We start from the raw sequence: 15,177 nt of genomic DNA on the forward strand, positions 1-15,177 counted from the left end.
GACGCGGAGCGTCCCGGGCTGCATTCCCACGCAAAGCGTGGGAATGATCGGGTAGCAGGCCGTTTCAGGCAGTTGCTTCCACAGTGCCAATGAAATTCGCCAGTTCCGGCGTCTGCGGATCGGCAAACAGCACTTTCGGATCGCCCACCTCGTGCACCTTGCCCTGATGCATGAACACCAGTTTGTCCCCGACCTCCCGGGCGAAGCGCATTTCGTGGGTGACCATGATCAGCGTCATGCCTTCCTTGGCGAGCTGGCGGACCACGTTGAGCACTTCGTTGACCAGCTCCGGGTCCAGCGCCGAGGTGATCTCGTCGCACAGCAGCACCTTCGGCGACATCGCCAGCGCCCGGGCAATCGCCACGCGCTGTTGCTGGCCGCCGGAGAGACGCTCCGGGAAGGCATCGAACTTCTCGCCCAGACCCACACGTTCCAGCATCCGCCGCGCGAGTTCTTGCGCCTTGGCCTTGGGCACTTTCTGCACCACTTGCGGCGCGAGCATCACGTTTTCGCCCACCGTCAGGTGCGGGAACAGGTTGAACTGCTGAAACACCATGCCGACTTTCTGCCGCAGACTGCGCAGGTCGGCGCGGGCAGCGTCGAGGTATTCGCCGTCGACTTCGATCACGCCGTCGTTGATCGATTCCAGGCCATTGAGGGTGCGCAGCAGGGTGGATTTGCCCGAGCCGCTGCGACCGATGATCGCCACCACCTGGCCTTCCTCGACGCTCAGGTCGATGCCTTTGAGCACATGGTGATCGCCGTAGTATTTATGCAGAGCGGAAATTCTAAGCAGGGGCATGCAGTCTCCTTTCCAGGTAGCGCGCACTGAGGGACAAGGGGTAGCAGAGCAGGAAGTAGCCCAGGGCGACGAGGCCGTAGACCATGAACGGTTCGAAGGTGGCGTTGGCGAGCATGCCGCCGGTCTTGGTCAGTTCGGTGAAGCCGATGATTGAGGTCACGGCGGTGCCCTTGACCACTTGCACCGAGAAGCCCACGGTCGGCGCCACGGCGATGCGCAGCGCCTGCGGCAGGATCACGTAGCGCAGTTGCTCCAGCGGATTGAGCGCCAGGCTCGACGACGCTTCCCACTGACCGTTGGGAATCGCCTCGACGCAGCCGCGCCAGATCTCCGCCAGATAGGCGCTGGTGAACAGCGTCAGGGCAATCGCCGCCGCCATCCACGGCGAAATCTCGACCCCGGCCAGTGCCACGCCGAAGAACACCAGAAACAGCTGCATCAACAGCGGCGTGCCCTGGAACAGTTCGATCCAGGTGCGGGCGATGCTGCTGGGCAGCGGGTTTTTCGAGATGCGCATGATCAGGATCAGCAACCCGACGACCCCGCCGCCGATGAACGCCACCAGCGACAACGCCAGCGTCCATTGCAGGCCGGTGAGCAGGTTGCGCAGGATGTCCCAGAACGTGAAGTCGCTCATTGGCTGCTCCTTGCGCTACTTTTGGACAGGTAGCGCCGGCCGAGCCAATTCAGTAACTGACGGATCAACAGCGCCATGCACAGATAAATGAGGGTGGTGAGGGCGTAGGTTTCAAAGGCGCGGAAGTTGCGCGACTGAATGAAGTTGGCGGCGAAGCTCAACTCCTCGGTGGCAATCTGCGAACACACCGCCGAACCGAGCATGACGATAATGATCTGGCTGCTCAGCGCCGGCCAGACCTTGCCCAGCGCCGGCAGCAGCACCACGTGACGGAACGCTTCGAAGCGGCTCATCGCCAATGCCGCCGCGGCTTCCAGCTGCCCGCGCGGAATTGCCTGGATGCCGGCGCGGATGATCTCGGTCGAATACGCACCGAGGTTGATCACCATCGCCAGCACCGCCGCCTGCCACTCGGAAATCTGCACGCCGAGGGACGGCAGGCCAAAAAAAATGAAGAACAGCTGCACCAGAAACGGCGTGTTACGGATCAGCTCCACGTACACGCCGAAGATCGCCGAGAACGGACGGATCTTCCACGCCCGCACCAGCGCTCCGACGATGCCCACGCCAACCCCGAGCAGCGCGCCGATGGCCGTCAGCTCAAGGGTAAACAACGCCCCGCGCAGCAGCAGGTCGGTGTTTTCCACCACCGGCAAGAAATCGAACTGATAGGCCATTAAAGTCTCCCGCGGCGCCGGTCAGAGGTCGGCCGGCAGCGGCTCTTTGAGCCAGGTCTGCGCATTCTTTTCCAGCGCGCCGTCAGCCTTGGCAGTGGCCAGGATCTCGTTGACCTTGCCCAGCAGCGCCGGCTCGTTCTTGTTCACGCCGACGTAGACCGGCGAATCCTTGAGTTTCACTTTCAGCGCGGGAACGCGTTTCGGGTTCTTTTCGCTGATCGCGACCATCACCACGTTGCCGCTGGCGATCAGGTCGACTTGCCCTGCGAGGTAGGCGGCGATGGTCGAGTTGTTGTCTTCGAAGCGTTTGATGGTCACGCCTTCGGGAGCGACCTTGGTCAGCTCGATGTCTTCGATGGCGCCACGGGTGACGCTGATGGTCTTGCCCTTCAGGTCGTCGAGAGTGTTGACGGCTGCGTCCGGCGGACCGAACACGGCGAGGTAGAACGGCGCATAGGCGCGGGAAAAATCGATGACCTTCTCGCGCTCGGGGTTTTTGCCGAGGCTGGAAATCACCAGGTCAACCTTGCCGGTGGTCAGGAATGGAATGCGGTTGGTGCTGTTGACCGGGGTCAGTTCGAGTTTGACCTTGAGCTGCTCGGCCAGCAGTTTCGCAGTGTCGATATCGAGGCCGCGCGGCTTCATGTCCGGGCCGACCGAACCGAACGGCGGGAAGTCCTGAGGCACGGCGACTTTCAAGGTGCCGCGCTTGACCACGTCATCCAGACCGTCGGCATGGGCGGGGGCCTGGCTCAGCATCAGACCGGCAAACAGGGCGGCGAGGAGGGCGCTGTAACGCTTCGTCATGGACAATCTCCGGATCGGCGGGAAGTGAAATGTGCGATCGGACAGAGCATGGGCCGTGCCAAGACAGAGGTTCGGCCCCGCAAAGCCACGGGTTTAGCGGGTTTGTTCGGTCTTACTGGTCTGAACAGTCGGATCGGGTTTCGCACTGCGATAGCGCATCGACGCGCCCTGTCGAACCCCGCTGGGGCACGACTTGCCTGATGCCTCGAATAGCTTTACAACTGGCCGCACCTTGGCCTGGTTCGTCTGGAAAACCATGAACTCGATCTCCCGCGCCGTACCCGAAGTGGCGCTGCAAGCGATCCGCAAACTAATCACCGAGCAGGGCTTCGGCCCCGGCGATGCGCTGCCCTCGCAACGGGATCTGGCGGTTCAGTTGGGTGTCAGTCGCGCGTCGCTGCGTGAGGCGTTGTCGTCCTTGAGTGCGCTGGGCGTGGTCAGCATCCAGCCGGGCAAAGGCGTGTTCGTGCATGCGCCGGTGGAATTGCCGCGCGGCGAGGGCGCGCCGGCGTGGCCGTTTGCAGCCCAGGCTTCGCCGCTGGAAATCTTTCAATTGCGCTATGCGCTGGAAGGGTTTGCGGCCGGTCTGGCGGCGGTGACGCTGAGCACGTTTGATCTGGACGAACTGGAAGACAACGTCGCGGCCATGCGCGAGCAACTGCGCGCCGGCGACTTCGAGGCGGCGGCGAAACTGGATTTCGAATTTCACCGGCGGATCCTGCTGGCCAGCGGCAATCAGGCGATGCTGAGCATCCTTACCGCCAGTGCCGACATCTTTCTGGAGAGCCAGAAACTACCGTTCATCCGCGCCGAGCGGGCCATGGAAACCTGGCAGGAACACCGCAAGATCCTCCGCGCCCTGGCTCGCCGGGCCTCTGCCGCCGCGCAGAAAGCCATGCAGGAACACGTGCGCAACGCGGCCCTGCGCACCGGAATTTCCTTCATTGCCCCCGCCAGCGCGTGACTTGAGCTATACCCAAACTCATCGGGTGCCATAGCAAGACTCAATCATCTGCGGCTTCCTGAACAAGGGAAGGGCGGCTATGATGGGCCACGTTTTTTTGCTTACAACCTGGAGAATTCCATGAGCAGCAGCGATCTGATCAAACACGTTAGCGACGCTAGCTTCGAAGCCGACGTACTCAAGGCCGAAGGCGCTGTCCTGGTCGACTACTGGGCTGAATGGTGCGGCCCTTGCAAAATGATCGCTCCGGTTCTGGACGAGATTGCAGAGGAATACGAAGGCAAGCTGACCATTGCCAAACTGAACATCGACGAAAACCAGGGAACCCCTGCCAAGCACGGCGTGCGTGGTATTCCAACCCTGATGCTGTTCAAGAACGGCAACGTGGAAGCGACCAAGGTCGGCGCGCTGTCGAAGTCTCAGCTGAAAGCTTTCCTCGACGCCAACATCTAAGCGTTGCGGTAAAGACTGTCCTTGAAAAGCCCCGCAATTTGCGGGGCTTTTTGCGTATTCAGGGCTAGACGCTCCGAAACTCAGGTGATACATTCGGCCCCGCACTGGTTTCTCCACTGCCCCCTGCTAGCCGTCGCCGACGCACTCCTTTTCGAATAAGTACGCGATCCTGTCGCCTTCTCCGCGGCGCGGCCTCATTAAGCCAAAAGCTTAATTTCCCCCCTCCATAAATGATTACGTCATTCCTATATGAATCTGACTGAACTCAAGCAAAAGCCGATTACCGAACTGCTCGAATTGGCCGAACAGATGGGCATAGAAAATATGGCCCGTTCGCGCAAGCAGGACGTGATTTTCTCCCTGCTGAAAAAGCACGCTAAAAGCGGTGAGGAAATCTCCGGTGATGGCGTGCTGGAGATTCTCCAGGACGGCTTCGGCTTCCTGCGCTCCGCTGACGCTTCCTACCTCGCCGGCCCTGACGACATCTACGTCTCGCCGAGCCAGATCCGCCGTTTCAACTTGCGCACCGGTGACACCATCGTTGGCAAGATCCGCCCTCCGAAGGAAGGCGAGCGGTATTTCGCCCTGCTCAAGGTCGACACGATCAACTTCGATCGTCCTGAGAACGCGAAGAACAAGATTCTCTTCGAGAACCTGACTCCGCTGTTCCCGAACGTGCGCATGAAGATGGAAGCCGGCAACGGTTCCACCGAAGACCTGACCGGTCGCGTGATCGACCTGTGCGCCCCGATCGGCAAAGGCCAGCGCGGTCTGATCGTTGCACCGCCGAAGGCCGGTAAAACGATCATGCTGCAGAACATCGCGGCGAACATCGCCCGTAACAATCCTGAAGTTCACCTGATCGTGCTGTTGATCGACGAACGTCCGGAAGAAGTGACCGAAATGCAGCGCACCGTGCGCGGCGAAGTGGTTGCCTCGACCTTCGACGAGCCGCCGACCCGTCACGTACAAGTGGCTGAAATGGTGATCGAGAAGGCCAAGCGCCTGGTCGAACACAAGAAGGACGTGGTGATCCTGCTCGACTCCATTACCCGTCTGGCCCGTGCCTACAACACCGTGATTCCGAGCTCCGGCAAGGTGCTGACCGGTGGTGTCGATGCCCACGCCCTGGAGAAACCGAAGCGTTTCTTCGGCGCCGCGCGCAACATCGAAGAAGGCGGCTCGCTGACCATCATCGCCACCGCGCTGGTTGAAACCGGCTCGAAGATGGATGAAGTGATCTACGAAGAGTTCAAGGGCACCGGCAACATGGAGCTGCCACTGGACCGTCGTATCGCCGAGAAACGTGTGTTCCCGGCCATCAACATCAACAAGTCCGGTACCCGTCGCGAAGAGCTGCTGACTGCCGACGATGAGCTGCAGCGTATGTGGATCCTGCGCAAACTGCTGCACCCGATGGACGAAGTGGCGGCCATCGAGTTCCTGGTCGACAAGCTGAAAACGACCAAGACCAACGACGAATTCTTCCTGTCGATGAAGCGCAAGTAATTCGCTGTTGTTTGAATAAAGCGCCCTATAAGGGCGCTTTTTTTTGCAACGGATTATTTGTATCTGGATTGAAATGTACGTGGCTGATAACTTTCGCGCTTTCCAAGGACTCTGTATCCAGAACGAGAAAGATCATGCACACGTTTGGCAATCGCCGTGATATCGACGGATTACGAGCTCTGGCGGTTATTCCGGTCGTACTGTTTCATTTCGGATTCAGTACATTCAGTGGCGGCTTTGTCGGGGTTGACGTTTTTTTCGTCATTTCCGGCTTCCTGATCACAACGATCCTGTTCCGCGAAATCAGCTCTCAGCGCTTCAGCTTCATTGATTTCTGGGCACGCCGTGCCCGCCGCATCATTCCTGCCCTGAGTGTGGTCATGCTGGTGACGCTGGCATTGGGCTGGTTGCTGCTGACGGCCAAGGACTTCGCCGAACTCGGGCGAACAGTGCGCTATCAGTCGCTTTTCATCTCCAACATTCTGTTCATGCGAGAGGACGGCTACTTTCAGCCAGCCTCGGATCTGAAGCCGCTGCTGCACACCTGGTCGCTGGCGGTAGAAGAACAGTACTACATCTTCTTTCCGCTGTTGATGGCGGTGCTGATCCGCTATTTCCGCCATTGGCGCTGGATGCTGTTCGCCGTGTTGCTGGTATCGTTCGGCTTGAACATCGCCAACATCGAACACAAGCCGGAATTCACCTTCTTCTCGCTGCCTACCCGGGCCTGGGAGTTGCTCTGCGGCGCGATGCTCGCGGTCATGCCGGCGCCGAAACAGGCGGTGCGTCCCTGGTTGTATCAGGCTGTGGGGCTGGCCGGTCTGGTGGCAGTACTGGTTGCGGTGTTCACTTTTGACAAGTCCACCGTGTTTCCGGGTTGGGCAGCCTTGTTGCCGGTACTGGGGACGACGGCGTTGATCTGGTCGGGCGCGCAAGGTGCGAGCCTCACCGGGCGGCTCTTGAGTCTGCGGCCGTTGGTCTGGGTCGGCTTGCTTTCGTATTCGCTCTATCTTTGGCATTGGCCTGTGTTTGTCTATGCCAACGCGATTTCCATCGATGGCATTCAGCCTGTTGAAGCAATCGGCTGGATAGCCTTGGCGCTGGGTCTGGCCTGGCTGAGTCTGCGCTATATCGAGCTGCCGTTTCGCGAAAAACGCTTGCTCGCCTCGCGTAATGCAGTGCTGGCAGGCAGTCTGGCGGCCATCGTTGCACTTGTGGCGACGGGGTCGGCGATCCGTTCCGCCGGTGGCGTCCCTCAACGTCTGACCGGTAAAGCGCTGGAGTATGCACAGTCCCGTGAGTGGCATGCGGGGCAGATGAAATGCATGTTGGTGACTCAGGATAAAGAGCTGGACAAGGCCTGTCTGGTGGGTGGCAGTGGGGATGTTCCGGCCACTCAATTGTTCTGGGGCGATAGCCACGCCGCCGCCTTGCTGCCGGCTATCGAGAATAATGCCCGTCGCGAGGGGCGTCCGGTTTGGCTGTACAGCATGAGCGCGTGCCCGCCGATTCTCAGCGACGACCCGCGTCAGCGCTGCAAGGATTTCAACGAACGGACCATGGAACGCGTGCGCAGTCTCGGCATCAAGGATGTGGTGCTGGCGTCCAACTGGAGCCTTTACGTGTATGGTCGCGAAGACGGCGACAAGAAGGTGCTGCTCAATTCGCAGGACGATACCGTCCAGGCCGAGCAACGCATGGCCGCAGCGCTGAAGGCGCGAGTTGCCGCATTGAGAGCGACGGGGGCGCAAGTCTGGCTGTTCAAGGAGGTGCCGCTGCAACGCAAAGGCATCGTCAACCGCTTGACCAGCCTGGCGCGGATCGGAAGGTCAGCCGAAGGGCTGGGTCGTCCGCTTGAGGAACATCTGGCGCGCCAGCATTTCCTCAGCAGCCTGTTCGACTCAATGAGCGCCGCTGATCCGGGTGTGCACGTGATCGATCCAACGCCGCTGATGTGCGCCAACGGCGTCTGCAGCATCGAGGTCAACGGTCATTCGCAGTACAAGGATGAGGATCATCTTTCGGACGCGGGGAGCTCCCGGCTGAGCCCGCTGTTTGCGCCTCTGCTGCTGGGTACGAGCCACAATTGAGCGAGGCCTGATGCTGACGGGCTGCTGTTTGCCCGTCAGAGCAGGTAGGATGTACGCCTATTTTGAGGGTGCCATCGTCAATGAAATTCAAGGATCTTCGGGATTTCGTGCAGCAGCTTGAGCAGCGCGGAGAGTTGAAACGCATCCAGATTCCCGTCTCGCCGGTGCTGGAGATGACCGAGGTGTGCGACCGCACGCTGCGGGCCAAGGGCCCGGCGCTGCTGTTCGAGAAACCGACCGGCCATGACATTCCGGTGCTCGGCAACCTGTTCGGCACTCCCGAGCGGGTCGCGATGGGCATGGGCGCCGAGTCGGTCAGCGAGCTGCGCGAAATCGGCAAGCTACTGGCGTTCCTCAAGGAGCCGGAGCCGCCGAAGGGCTTGAAGGATGCGTGGTCGAAGCTGCCGATCTTCCGCAAGATCATTGCGATGGCGCCGAAAGTCGTCAAAGACGCGCCGTGCCAGGAAGTGGTCATCGAAGGCGACGACGTCGATCTGGCGATGTTGCCGGTGCAGACTTGCTGGCCGGGCGACGTGGCACCGCTGATTACCTGGGGCCTGACCGTCACCAAGGGCCCGAACAAGGATCGGCAGAACCTCGGCATCTACCGTCAGCAAGTGATTGGCCGTAACAAGGTCATCATGCGCTGGCTCAGCCACCGGGGTGGCGCGCTGGATTTCCGCGAGTGGTGCGAGAAGCATCCGGGTCAGCCGTTCCCGGTGTCCGTGGCCCTCGGTGCGGATCCTGCGACCATTCTCGGCGCGGTCACCCCGGTGCCGGACAGCCTCTCCGAATACGCCTTCGCCGGTCTGCTGCGCGACAGCCGCACAGAACTGGTGAAGTGCCGTGGCAACGACCTGCAAGTGCCGGCCACCGCTGAAATCATCCTCGAAGGCGTGATCCATCCGGGCGAAATGGCCGATGAAGGCCCGTACGGCGACCACACCGGTTACTACAACGAAGTCGACAGCTTCCCGGTGTTCACCGTCGAGCGCATCACCCACCGGATCAACCCGATCTACCACAGCACCTACACCGGCCGTCCGCCGGATGAGCCGGCGATTCTCGGCGTGGCGTTGAACGAAGTGTTCGTGCCGATCCTGCAGAAGCAGTTCCCGGAGATCACCGACTTCTACCTGCCGCCGGAAGGCTGCTCGTACCGCATGGCCGTGGTGACGATGAAGAAGGCGTATCCGGGCCATGCCAAGCGCGTGATGCTGGGTGTCTGGTCGTTTTTGCGACAGTTCATGTACACCAAGTTCGTTATCGTCACCGACGACGACATCAACGCGCGTGACTGGAACGACGTGATCTGGGCCATCACCACGCGCATGGACCCCAAGCGCGACACGGTGATGATCGACAACACGCCGATCGACTACCTCGACTTTGCCTCGCCAGTGTCGGGGCTCGGCTCGAAGATGGGCCTGGATGCCACCCACAAGTGGCCGGGCGAAACCACTCGCGAGTGGGGCCGCGTCATCGTCAAGGATGATGCCGTCACCCAACGGATCGATGCCATCTGGAATCAGTTAGGAATAGATTGATGCGTGTAACCCTGCAGCCCTCCGGAGCGGTGCTCGAGATACGGCCCGGAGAGCGGATTCTCGATGGTGCGCGGCGCCTGGGCTATGAATGCCCGCAGAGCTGCCGCAACGGCAATTGCCATGTGTGTGCGGCGCTGCTGGTGGAAGGCCGGGTCGAACAGGCCGGCAAGGTGCACGACCACGGTGAGTTCTACACTTGCATAGCGGAGCCGCTGGAAGACTGCATCGTGCTGTGGGATGGCGTGCTCGCGCTGGGAGAACTGCCCGTGCGCAGTGTGTCGTGTCAGGTCATCGAATGCCGGGACGTCGGTGGCGATACCTTTCGTGTGCGCCTGCGGGCACCGGCCGGCAAGCCGCCGCGCTATCACGCCGGTCAGTACCTGATGATCGAGCGCGAGAACGGCGAGAAGTCGGCGTTCTCCATGGCCTCGGCGCCCCACGGCGGGCGCGATCTGGAAATCCATGTGCTGGCGCGCGAATCCAGTGCGCTGAACCTGATCGATCAGCTCAGGCGCAACCCGATGGTGCGGGTCGAACTGCCGTTCGGCGACACCCATCTGGCGGAATTGCCGGACGGGCCGCTGGTGCTGATCGCCGCCGGCACCGGCATGGGTCAGATCCACAGCCTGATCGAACATTGCCGGGCCAACGGCTTCAAACAGCCGGTGCACTTGTACTGGGGCGTGCGTCGCCCGGAAGACTTCTACGAAATCGAACATTGGGACGAATGGCTGAAGTTGCCCAACCTGTTCCTGCACAAGGTCGTCAGTGATCAATGCGGTTGGGAAGGGCGCTGCGGCATGTTGCATGAGGCGGTGTGTGAGGATTTTCCCGATCTGAAACCGCTGCACGTCTACGCCAGCGGCTCGCCGGCCATGGTCTACGGCACGCTGGATGCGCTGGTGGAAGCGGGGATGGATGCCCATCAGATGCGTGCGGATGTGTTCGCTTACGCGCCCCGTTCCTGAATTCTTTATAACTCTCTATATAGCCGATCGGTATTTATGTAATTGCATAAATGCCGGTAGGTTATATATCAATCAGGCAATAAATTAAGAACTGTGCCATGGCACTCCAATTGCTTTAAAACATATGTGCCTTATTGTTACAGCGGTGCGTTCTATTAAGTAATTCTTCACCCGCGGGGAGCTGAACGCTATTCGCCATGAGCGCCATTGAAAACGCTTTTCTGAACCTGGCTTACCCTCCGCGGCTCGATCTCGGGCCGCAGCTGACGCACGAACAACTTCTCGCTTCCATGCAATCGACCATGGCGCGCCACAAGGGCGGGCCGGTGTGGCTGTTCGCCTACGGATCGCTGATCTGGCGGCCGGAATGCACCGCCGTCGAGCGTGTGCGCGGTCGAGTGCATGGATACCATCGTGGCTTGTACCTGTGGTCCCACGAGCATCGCGGCACGCCGGAAATGCCGGGTCTGGTCTTTGGTCTGGACCGGGGCGGTTCGTGCAGCGGCTTCGCCTACCGGTTGCCGGAAGACAACCTGGACAGCGCGCTGTATGCGTTGTGGAAGCGCGAGATGCCGTTCCCGTCCTATCGCCCACACTGGCTCAACTGCCGACTCGAAGATGGCAGCCAGGTTCAGGCCTTGGGATTCGTATTGGAGCGACACCTGCCCAGCTATGCCGGCAACTTGCCGGATCATGTGCTGAGCCAGGTGTTCGAAAGCGCTTGCGGGCGTTACGGCACGACTCGCGATTATGTCGAGCAGACCGCTCACGCCCTGCGCAGCCACGCCATGCCAGACCGGAATCTGGAGGCGCGGCTCAAGCGCTGCAGGTCAAAGGCCGATCAGGCGACTGCTTCGCGGGTCTGACTGGCGACTTGCTTGTGCCACAGGGTCGGGGCCAGGAAGGCCATCGACAGCAGGCAAGCGCCCACCAGCAACACGAAACCGCCATCCCAGCCGAAATGGTCCACGGTGTAGCCCATCGCTGCACTGGCCGCGACCGAACCACCCAGATACCCGAACAGACCGGTGAAGCCCGCAGCAGTACCGGCGGCTTTCTTTGGTGCCAGCTCCAGCGCCTGCAGGCCGATCAGCATCACCGGGCCGTAGATCAGGAAGCCGATGGAGAACAGCGCGATCATGTCGATGGTCGGGTTGCCGGCCGGGTTCAGCCAGTAAACCAGGGTCGCCACGGTCACCAGCGCCATGAACACCATGCCGGTCAGGCCACGGTTGCCACGGAAGATCTTGTCTGACATCCAGCCGCACAGCAGCGTGCCTGGAATCCCCGCCCATTCGTAGAAGAAATAGGCCCACGAGGTTTTATCTACAGTGAAACCCTTGGCTTCCTTCAGGTAGGTCGGCGCCCAGTCCAGTACGCCGTAGCGCAGCAGGTAAACGAAGACGTTGGCCATGGCGATGTACCAGAGCATTTTGTTGCGCAGCACGTATTTGACGAAGATTTCCTTGGCGCTGAATTCGTCTTCGTGGCTGGCGTCGTAGCCTTCCGGATAGTCGTTCTTGTACTTCTCGATCGGCGGCAGGCCAACCGATTGCGGGGTGTCGCGCATGGTCACGAACGCGAACACCGCTACCGCCAGAGCAACAGCGGCCGGAACGTAGAACGCTGCGTGCCAGTCGTTGAACAGGCCCATGCCGACCAGGAACAGCGGGCCGATCAGGCCGCCCCCGACGTTATGCGCCACGTTCCACACCGACACCACGCCGCCACGTTCCTTCTGCGACCACCAGTGCACCATCGTGCGTCCGCTCGGCGGCCAGCCCATGCCCTGGGCCCAACCGTTGATGAACAGCAGGATGAACATCATGGTCACGCTGGACGTTGCCCAAGGCGCGAAACCGAAAATGAACATGACCCCGGCCGATACCAGCAGGCCGAAGGGCAGGAAGTAGCGCGGGTTGGAGCGGTCGGAGACCAGGCCCATGAGGAACTTGGACAAGCCATACGCAATGGCGATCGCCGACATCGCCAGGCCCAGATCGCCACGGCTGTAGCCTTCGTCGATCAGGTACGGCATGGCCAGCGAGAAGTTCTTGCGCAGCAGGTAGTAACCCGCGTAGCCAAAGAAGATGCCGGCGAAGATCTGCCAACGCAGGCGTCGGTAGGTGCTGTCGATTTTTTCTTCAGGCAATGGAGCCTGATGTGCGGCAGGACGAAAGAAAGCAAACATTCAAGAGCTCCAGATTTCTTGTTTTGACTGCGGATGCGAATGTTACAGTTTCGTTACCGAAAATAGCACCGCTTCCCATCGACAAAACAGTGGAAATGTTGGAAGTCGCACGTTCCTTTATGAACATGTCGCTCAGATATAAGTGAGGGGCGCTGTGGGAAAGGTTACTTCGGCGGCTTCCTGCAGGGTTTCAGCGAGACGTAGGGCAAGTTTTGAGGAAATCTCCTGCTTGCAACGCAGAAGCGGCGACGTTCTATTTTGGAGGGGCGCGCCTTAACCTTTTCGCAGATGCCTGATCGGGCATTCGGGTCGCGAGGGGAGGAATCATGCGCTGGTGTACGTTGTTGGTTTTGCTGTTGGTGGCGGGCAGTACCTGGGCGGCCGAGGTATTTTTGATTCCGGAACATCATCCGAAACCAATCTACCCTCCGGGGCTGCAACGGGCCGGGTTTACCGGAGGCGTCAAAGTAAGCTTTACCGTTAGTGCAGACGGAGCGGTGAGTAAGGTCGGCATTTTGAAAAGCGATCATGCCGAACTGTCCGATGCGGTCAAAAAAGCGCTGGCGCAATGGCGCTTTAAACCGTGGACTGTTGAAGGAGAACGCCCGCCAGAGCAGGAAATAATCGCCCCGATGACGTTCGGATTCGACTCTCCCGACGGTGTCAATCTGTGGCTGAAGGATCTCAAATGCCGCGAGTTCAACAGTTTGCTGGCGCACTATCCAAGACATGCCTGGGTGGATGCTGCACCGTTTCATTATGTGCGCGGTTATCTGGCAAATACGTTTTTCCAGGGACAGATCCCGATGGAGCAACGCCTGGCCATGGTCGCCAAAATGAACAAGCGTGTTCCCAGCATTGTGACGCGCTGCCAAAAGAGTCCAGGCCTTAAATACGTCACCCTTCTGCCGGAAGACATTCGCAAGGTTTTATGAGAACAGTGCATGCCTGTCTGGTCAGGTACATGACCAGACAGCTTTTTCCGTTTAGCGCACGCTGACGACAACCTTGCCCACAGCCTTGCGCTGCCCGAGATCATTGATCGCCTGCGCGGCATTGCCCAGCGGGTAGACCTGCGACACCAGCGGCTTGAGCTTGCCCTCGGCAAACCAGCCGAACAGTTGCTGGAAGTTTGCGGCGTTGTCCTGCGGCTGGCGCTGGGCGAAGGAACCCCAGAACACGCCGAGTACCGCCGCGCCCTTGAGCAGGGCGAGGTTGACCGGCAGTTCGGGAATGCGTCCGCTGGCGAAGCCGACGACCAGCAGGCGGCCGTTCCAGGCGATGGCGCGGATAGCCTGGTCGAACAGGTCGCCGCCGACCGGGTCGTAGATCACGTCGGCGCCCTGGCCGTCGGTCAGGCGTTTGATCTCGTCCTTGAGGCTGGTTTCGCTGTAGTTGATCAGTTCGTCGGCACCGGCAGCCTTGGCGACGGCGAGTTTTTCCGCGCTGCTGGCGGCGGCAATCACCCGGGCGCCCATGGCTTTGCCGATTTCCACGGCGGCGAGGCCAACGCCGCCGGAGGCACCGAGTACCAGCAGGGTTTCACCCGGTTGCAGGTTGCCGCGCTGTTTGAGGGCGTGCATCGACGTGCCGTAGGTCATGCTGAACGCGGCGGCAGTGTTGAAATCCATCGACGGCGGGATCGGCAGCACGTTGTAGCCCGGCACTGCGACCTGCTCGGCAAAGCTGCCCCAGCCCGTCAGGGCCATGACCCGGTCGCCGACCTTCAGGTGACTGACCTTTTCACCCACTTGGCTGACCACGCCGGAGGCTTCCCCACCCGGGGAGAACGGGAAGGGCGGCTTGAACTGGTACTTGCCCTCGATGATCAGCGTGTCCGGGAAGTTGACCCCGGCGGCGTGCACGTCCAGCAGGATTTCGTTCTTCTTGGCGACAGGACTGGCGACGTCTTCCAGCACCAGCGATTCGGCAGGGCCGAAGGCTTTGCACAGCACGGCTTTCATCAGGGCTATTCCTTTGGGAGTGATGGCCGATAAGTGTAGGTGTGGCAGTCAACGGGTCAACGAGCATGCCCGGCCCTGATAGTCCGCCATAAGCTTGTGCTTGCGCGGCGGGTCGTTATGCTAGGCCGCAAACCGGATAAGGAGCGAATTGTGAAAGCGTGGATCATGTTGTTGCTGGCCCTGTCTCTGCCTGTGGCAGCGCTGGCCGAAGAAGCCAAAGAGGGCGAGGCGCCGAAGGTCAACTACATCACCCTGAGCCCGCCGTTCGTGGGCAACTACGGGCTGGATGGCACGCCGAAGCTGAAGGTCTACAAGGCCGACGTGGCACTGCGGGTGACCGGCGAAGAGGCGACCAAACTGGTCAAGGCCAACGAGCCGCTGATTCGCAATCAACTGGTGGCGCTGTTCACTCAGCAAACCACCGAAGCGATGGGCAGCATCGAAGGCAAGGAAAAACTGCGTCAGGAAGCCTTGAAGCAGACCCAGCAAGTGATGAATGACGAGACCGGCAAGCCGGTGGTCGAGGATCTGTTGTTCAACAACCTGATCATTCAGTAAATGTTGTCTC

15 protein-coding genes are annotated in these 15,177 nt (G+C 60.4%); 9 read left to right on the forward strand and 6 right to left on the reverse strand.

The features are described from left to right. Window positions 1-64 precede the first annotated feature (64 nt). The 4 genes from MKZ87_RS20690 to MKZ87_RS20705 are packed head-to-tail and all read right to left on the reverse strand — an operon-like array spanning window position 65 to window position 2,923. The gene (locus MKZ87_RS20690) at window positions 65-802 is read right to left on the reverse strand and encodes an amino acid ABC transporter ATP-binding protein (protein WP_085702346.1); all 738 of its coding nucleotides are present in this window, start codon (window positions 800-802) and stop codon (window positions 65-67) included. Next, a complete protein-coding gene (locus MKZ87_RS20695; protein WP_266201911.1) occupies window positions 789-1,439 on the reverse strand; it encodes an amino acid ABC transporter permease in 651 nt (216 codons plus the stop codon). The genes MKZ87_RS20690 and MKZ87_RS20695 overlap by 14 nt, the downstream gene beginning before the upstream one ends. Next, on the reverse strand, window positions 1,436-2,116 hold the full coding sequence (locus tag MKZ87_RS20700) for an amino acid ABC transporter permease (protein ID WP_085702347.1): 681 nt from the start codon (window positions 2,114-2,116) through the stop codon (window positions 1,436-1,438). The genes MKZ87_RS20695 and MKZ87_RS20700 overlap by 4 nt, the downstream gene beginning before the upstream one ends. Window positions 2,117-2,137: 21 nt before the next feature. Further along, window positions 2,138-2,923, reverse strand: coding sequence for a transporter substrate-binding domain-containing protein (locus tag MKZ87_RS20705; protein WP_085696888.1), 786 nt, complete (start codon window positions 2,921-2,923; stop codon window positions 2,138-2,140). A gap of 256 nt (window positions 2,924-3,179) precedes the next feature. On the opposite strand from MKZ87_RS20705, the gene MKZ87_RS20710 reads away from it, so the two are divergent. From MKZ87_RS20710 to MKZ87_RS20740, 7 genes are all read left to right on the forward strand, one after another. Next, window positions 3,180-3,887, forward strand: a complete 708-nt coding sequence (locus MKZ87_RS20710) for a FadR/GntR family transcriptional regulator (RefSeq protein WP_266201912.1) — start codon at window positions 3,180-3,182, stop codon at window positions 3,885-3,887. A gap of 120 nt (window positions 3,888-4,007) precedes the next feature. Further along, window positions 4,008-4,340, forward strand: coding sequence for a thioredoxin TrxA (trxA, locus tag MKZ87_RS20715; RefSeq protein ID WP_085696889.1), 333 nt, complete (start codon window positions 4,008-4,010; stop codon window positions 4,338-4,340). A 249-nt stretch (window positions 4,341-4,589) separates the two neighbouring features. Further along, a complete protein-coding gene (gene rho, locus MKZ87_RS20720) occupies window positions 4,590-5,849 on the forward strand; it encodes a transcription termination factor Rho (protein WP_007951825.1) in 1,260 nt (419 codons plus the stop codon). 134 nt (window positions 5,850-5,983) lie between these two features. Beyond that, window positions 5,984-7,939 (forward strand): acyltransferase family protein, encoded by a 1,956-nt coding sequence (locus MKZ87_RS20725; protein ID WP_085696890.1) that lies wholly within the window; start codon window positions 5,984-5,986, stop codon window positions 7,937-7,939. Between the two features lie 80 nt (window positions 7,940-8,019). After that, window positions 8,020-9,486, forward strand: a complete 1,467-nt coding sequence (gene ubiD / locus MKZ87_RS20730; protein WP_266201913.1) for a 4-hydroxy-3-polyprenylbenzoate decarboxylase — start codon at window positions 8,020-8,022, stop codon at window positions 9,484-9,486. After that, window positions 9,486-10,454 (forward strand): CDP-6-deoxy-delta-3,4-glucoseen reductase, encoded by a 969-nt coding sequence (locus tag MKZ87_RS20735; RefSeq protein ID WP_085702350.1) that lies wholly within the window; start codon window positions 9,486-9,488, stop codon window positions 10,452-10,454. Before ubiD ends, MKZ87_RS20735 begins: the two co-directional genes overlap by 1 nt. Window positions 10,455-10,651: 197 nt before the next feature. Beyond that, window positions 10,652-11,320 (forward strand): gamma-glutamylcyclotransferase, encoded by a 669-nt coding sequence (locus MKZ87_RS20740; protein ID WP_085696893.1) that lies wholly within the window; start codon window positions 10,652-10,654, stop codon window positions 11,318-11,320. On the opposite strand, the gene glpT is transcribed toward MKZ87_RS20740, so the two are convergent. After that, a complete protein-coding gene (gene glpT / locus MKZ87_RS20745; RefSeq protein ID WP_085696894.1) occupies window positions 11,296-12,645 on the reverse strand; it encodes a glycerol-3-phosphate transporter in 1,350 nt (449 codons plus the stop codon). The genes MKZ87_RS20740 and glpT overlap by 25 nt on opposite strands. A 326-nt stretch (window positions 12,646-12,971) precedes the next feature. Here glpT and MKZ87_RS20750 point away from each other — a divergent pair, with 326 nt between their 5' ends. Beyond that, window positions 12,972-13,580, forward strand: a complete 609-nt coding sequence (locus tag MKZ87_RS20750; RefSeq protein WP_085702351.1) for an energy transducer TonB — start codon at window positions 12,972-12,974, stop codon at window positions 13,578-13,580. Window positions 13,581-13,631: 51 nt separating this feature from the next. On the opposite strand, the gene MKZ87_RS20755 is transcribed toward MKZ87_RS20750, so the two are convergent. Beyond that, window positions 13,632-14,609, reverse strand: coding sequence for an NADPH:quinone oxidoreductase family protein (locus MKZ87_RS20755; protein WP_085696896.1), 978 nt, complete (start codon window positions 14,607-14,609; stop codon window positions 13,632-13,634). 150 nt (window positions 14,610-14,759) lie between these two features. On the opposite strand from MKZ87_RS20755, the gene MKZ87_RS20760 reads away from it, so the two are divergent. Further along, window positions 14,760-15,167, forward strand: a complete 408-nt coding sequence (locus tag MKZ87_RS20760) for a flagellar basal body-associated protein FliL (RefSeq protein ID WP_027610485.1) — start codon at window positions 14,760-14,762, stop codon at window positions 15,165-15,167. Window positions 15,168-15,177 lie beyond the last annotated feature (10 nt).

It is taken from the genome of Pseudomonas sp. MCal1, assembly GCF_026341415.1.
Lineage (GTDB): Bacteria > Pseudomonadota > Gammaproteobacteria > Pseudomonadales > Pseudomonadaceae > Aquipseudomonas.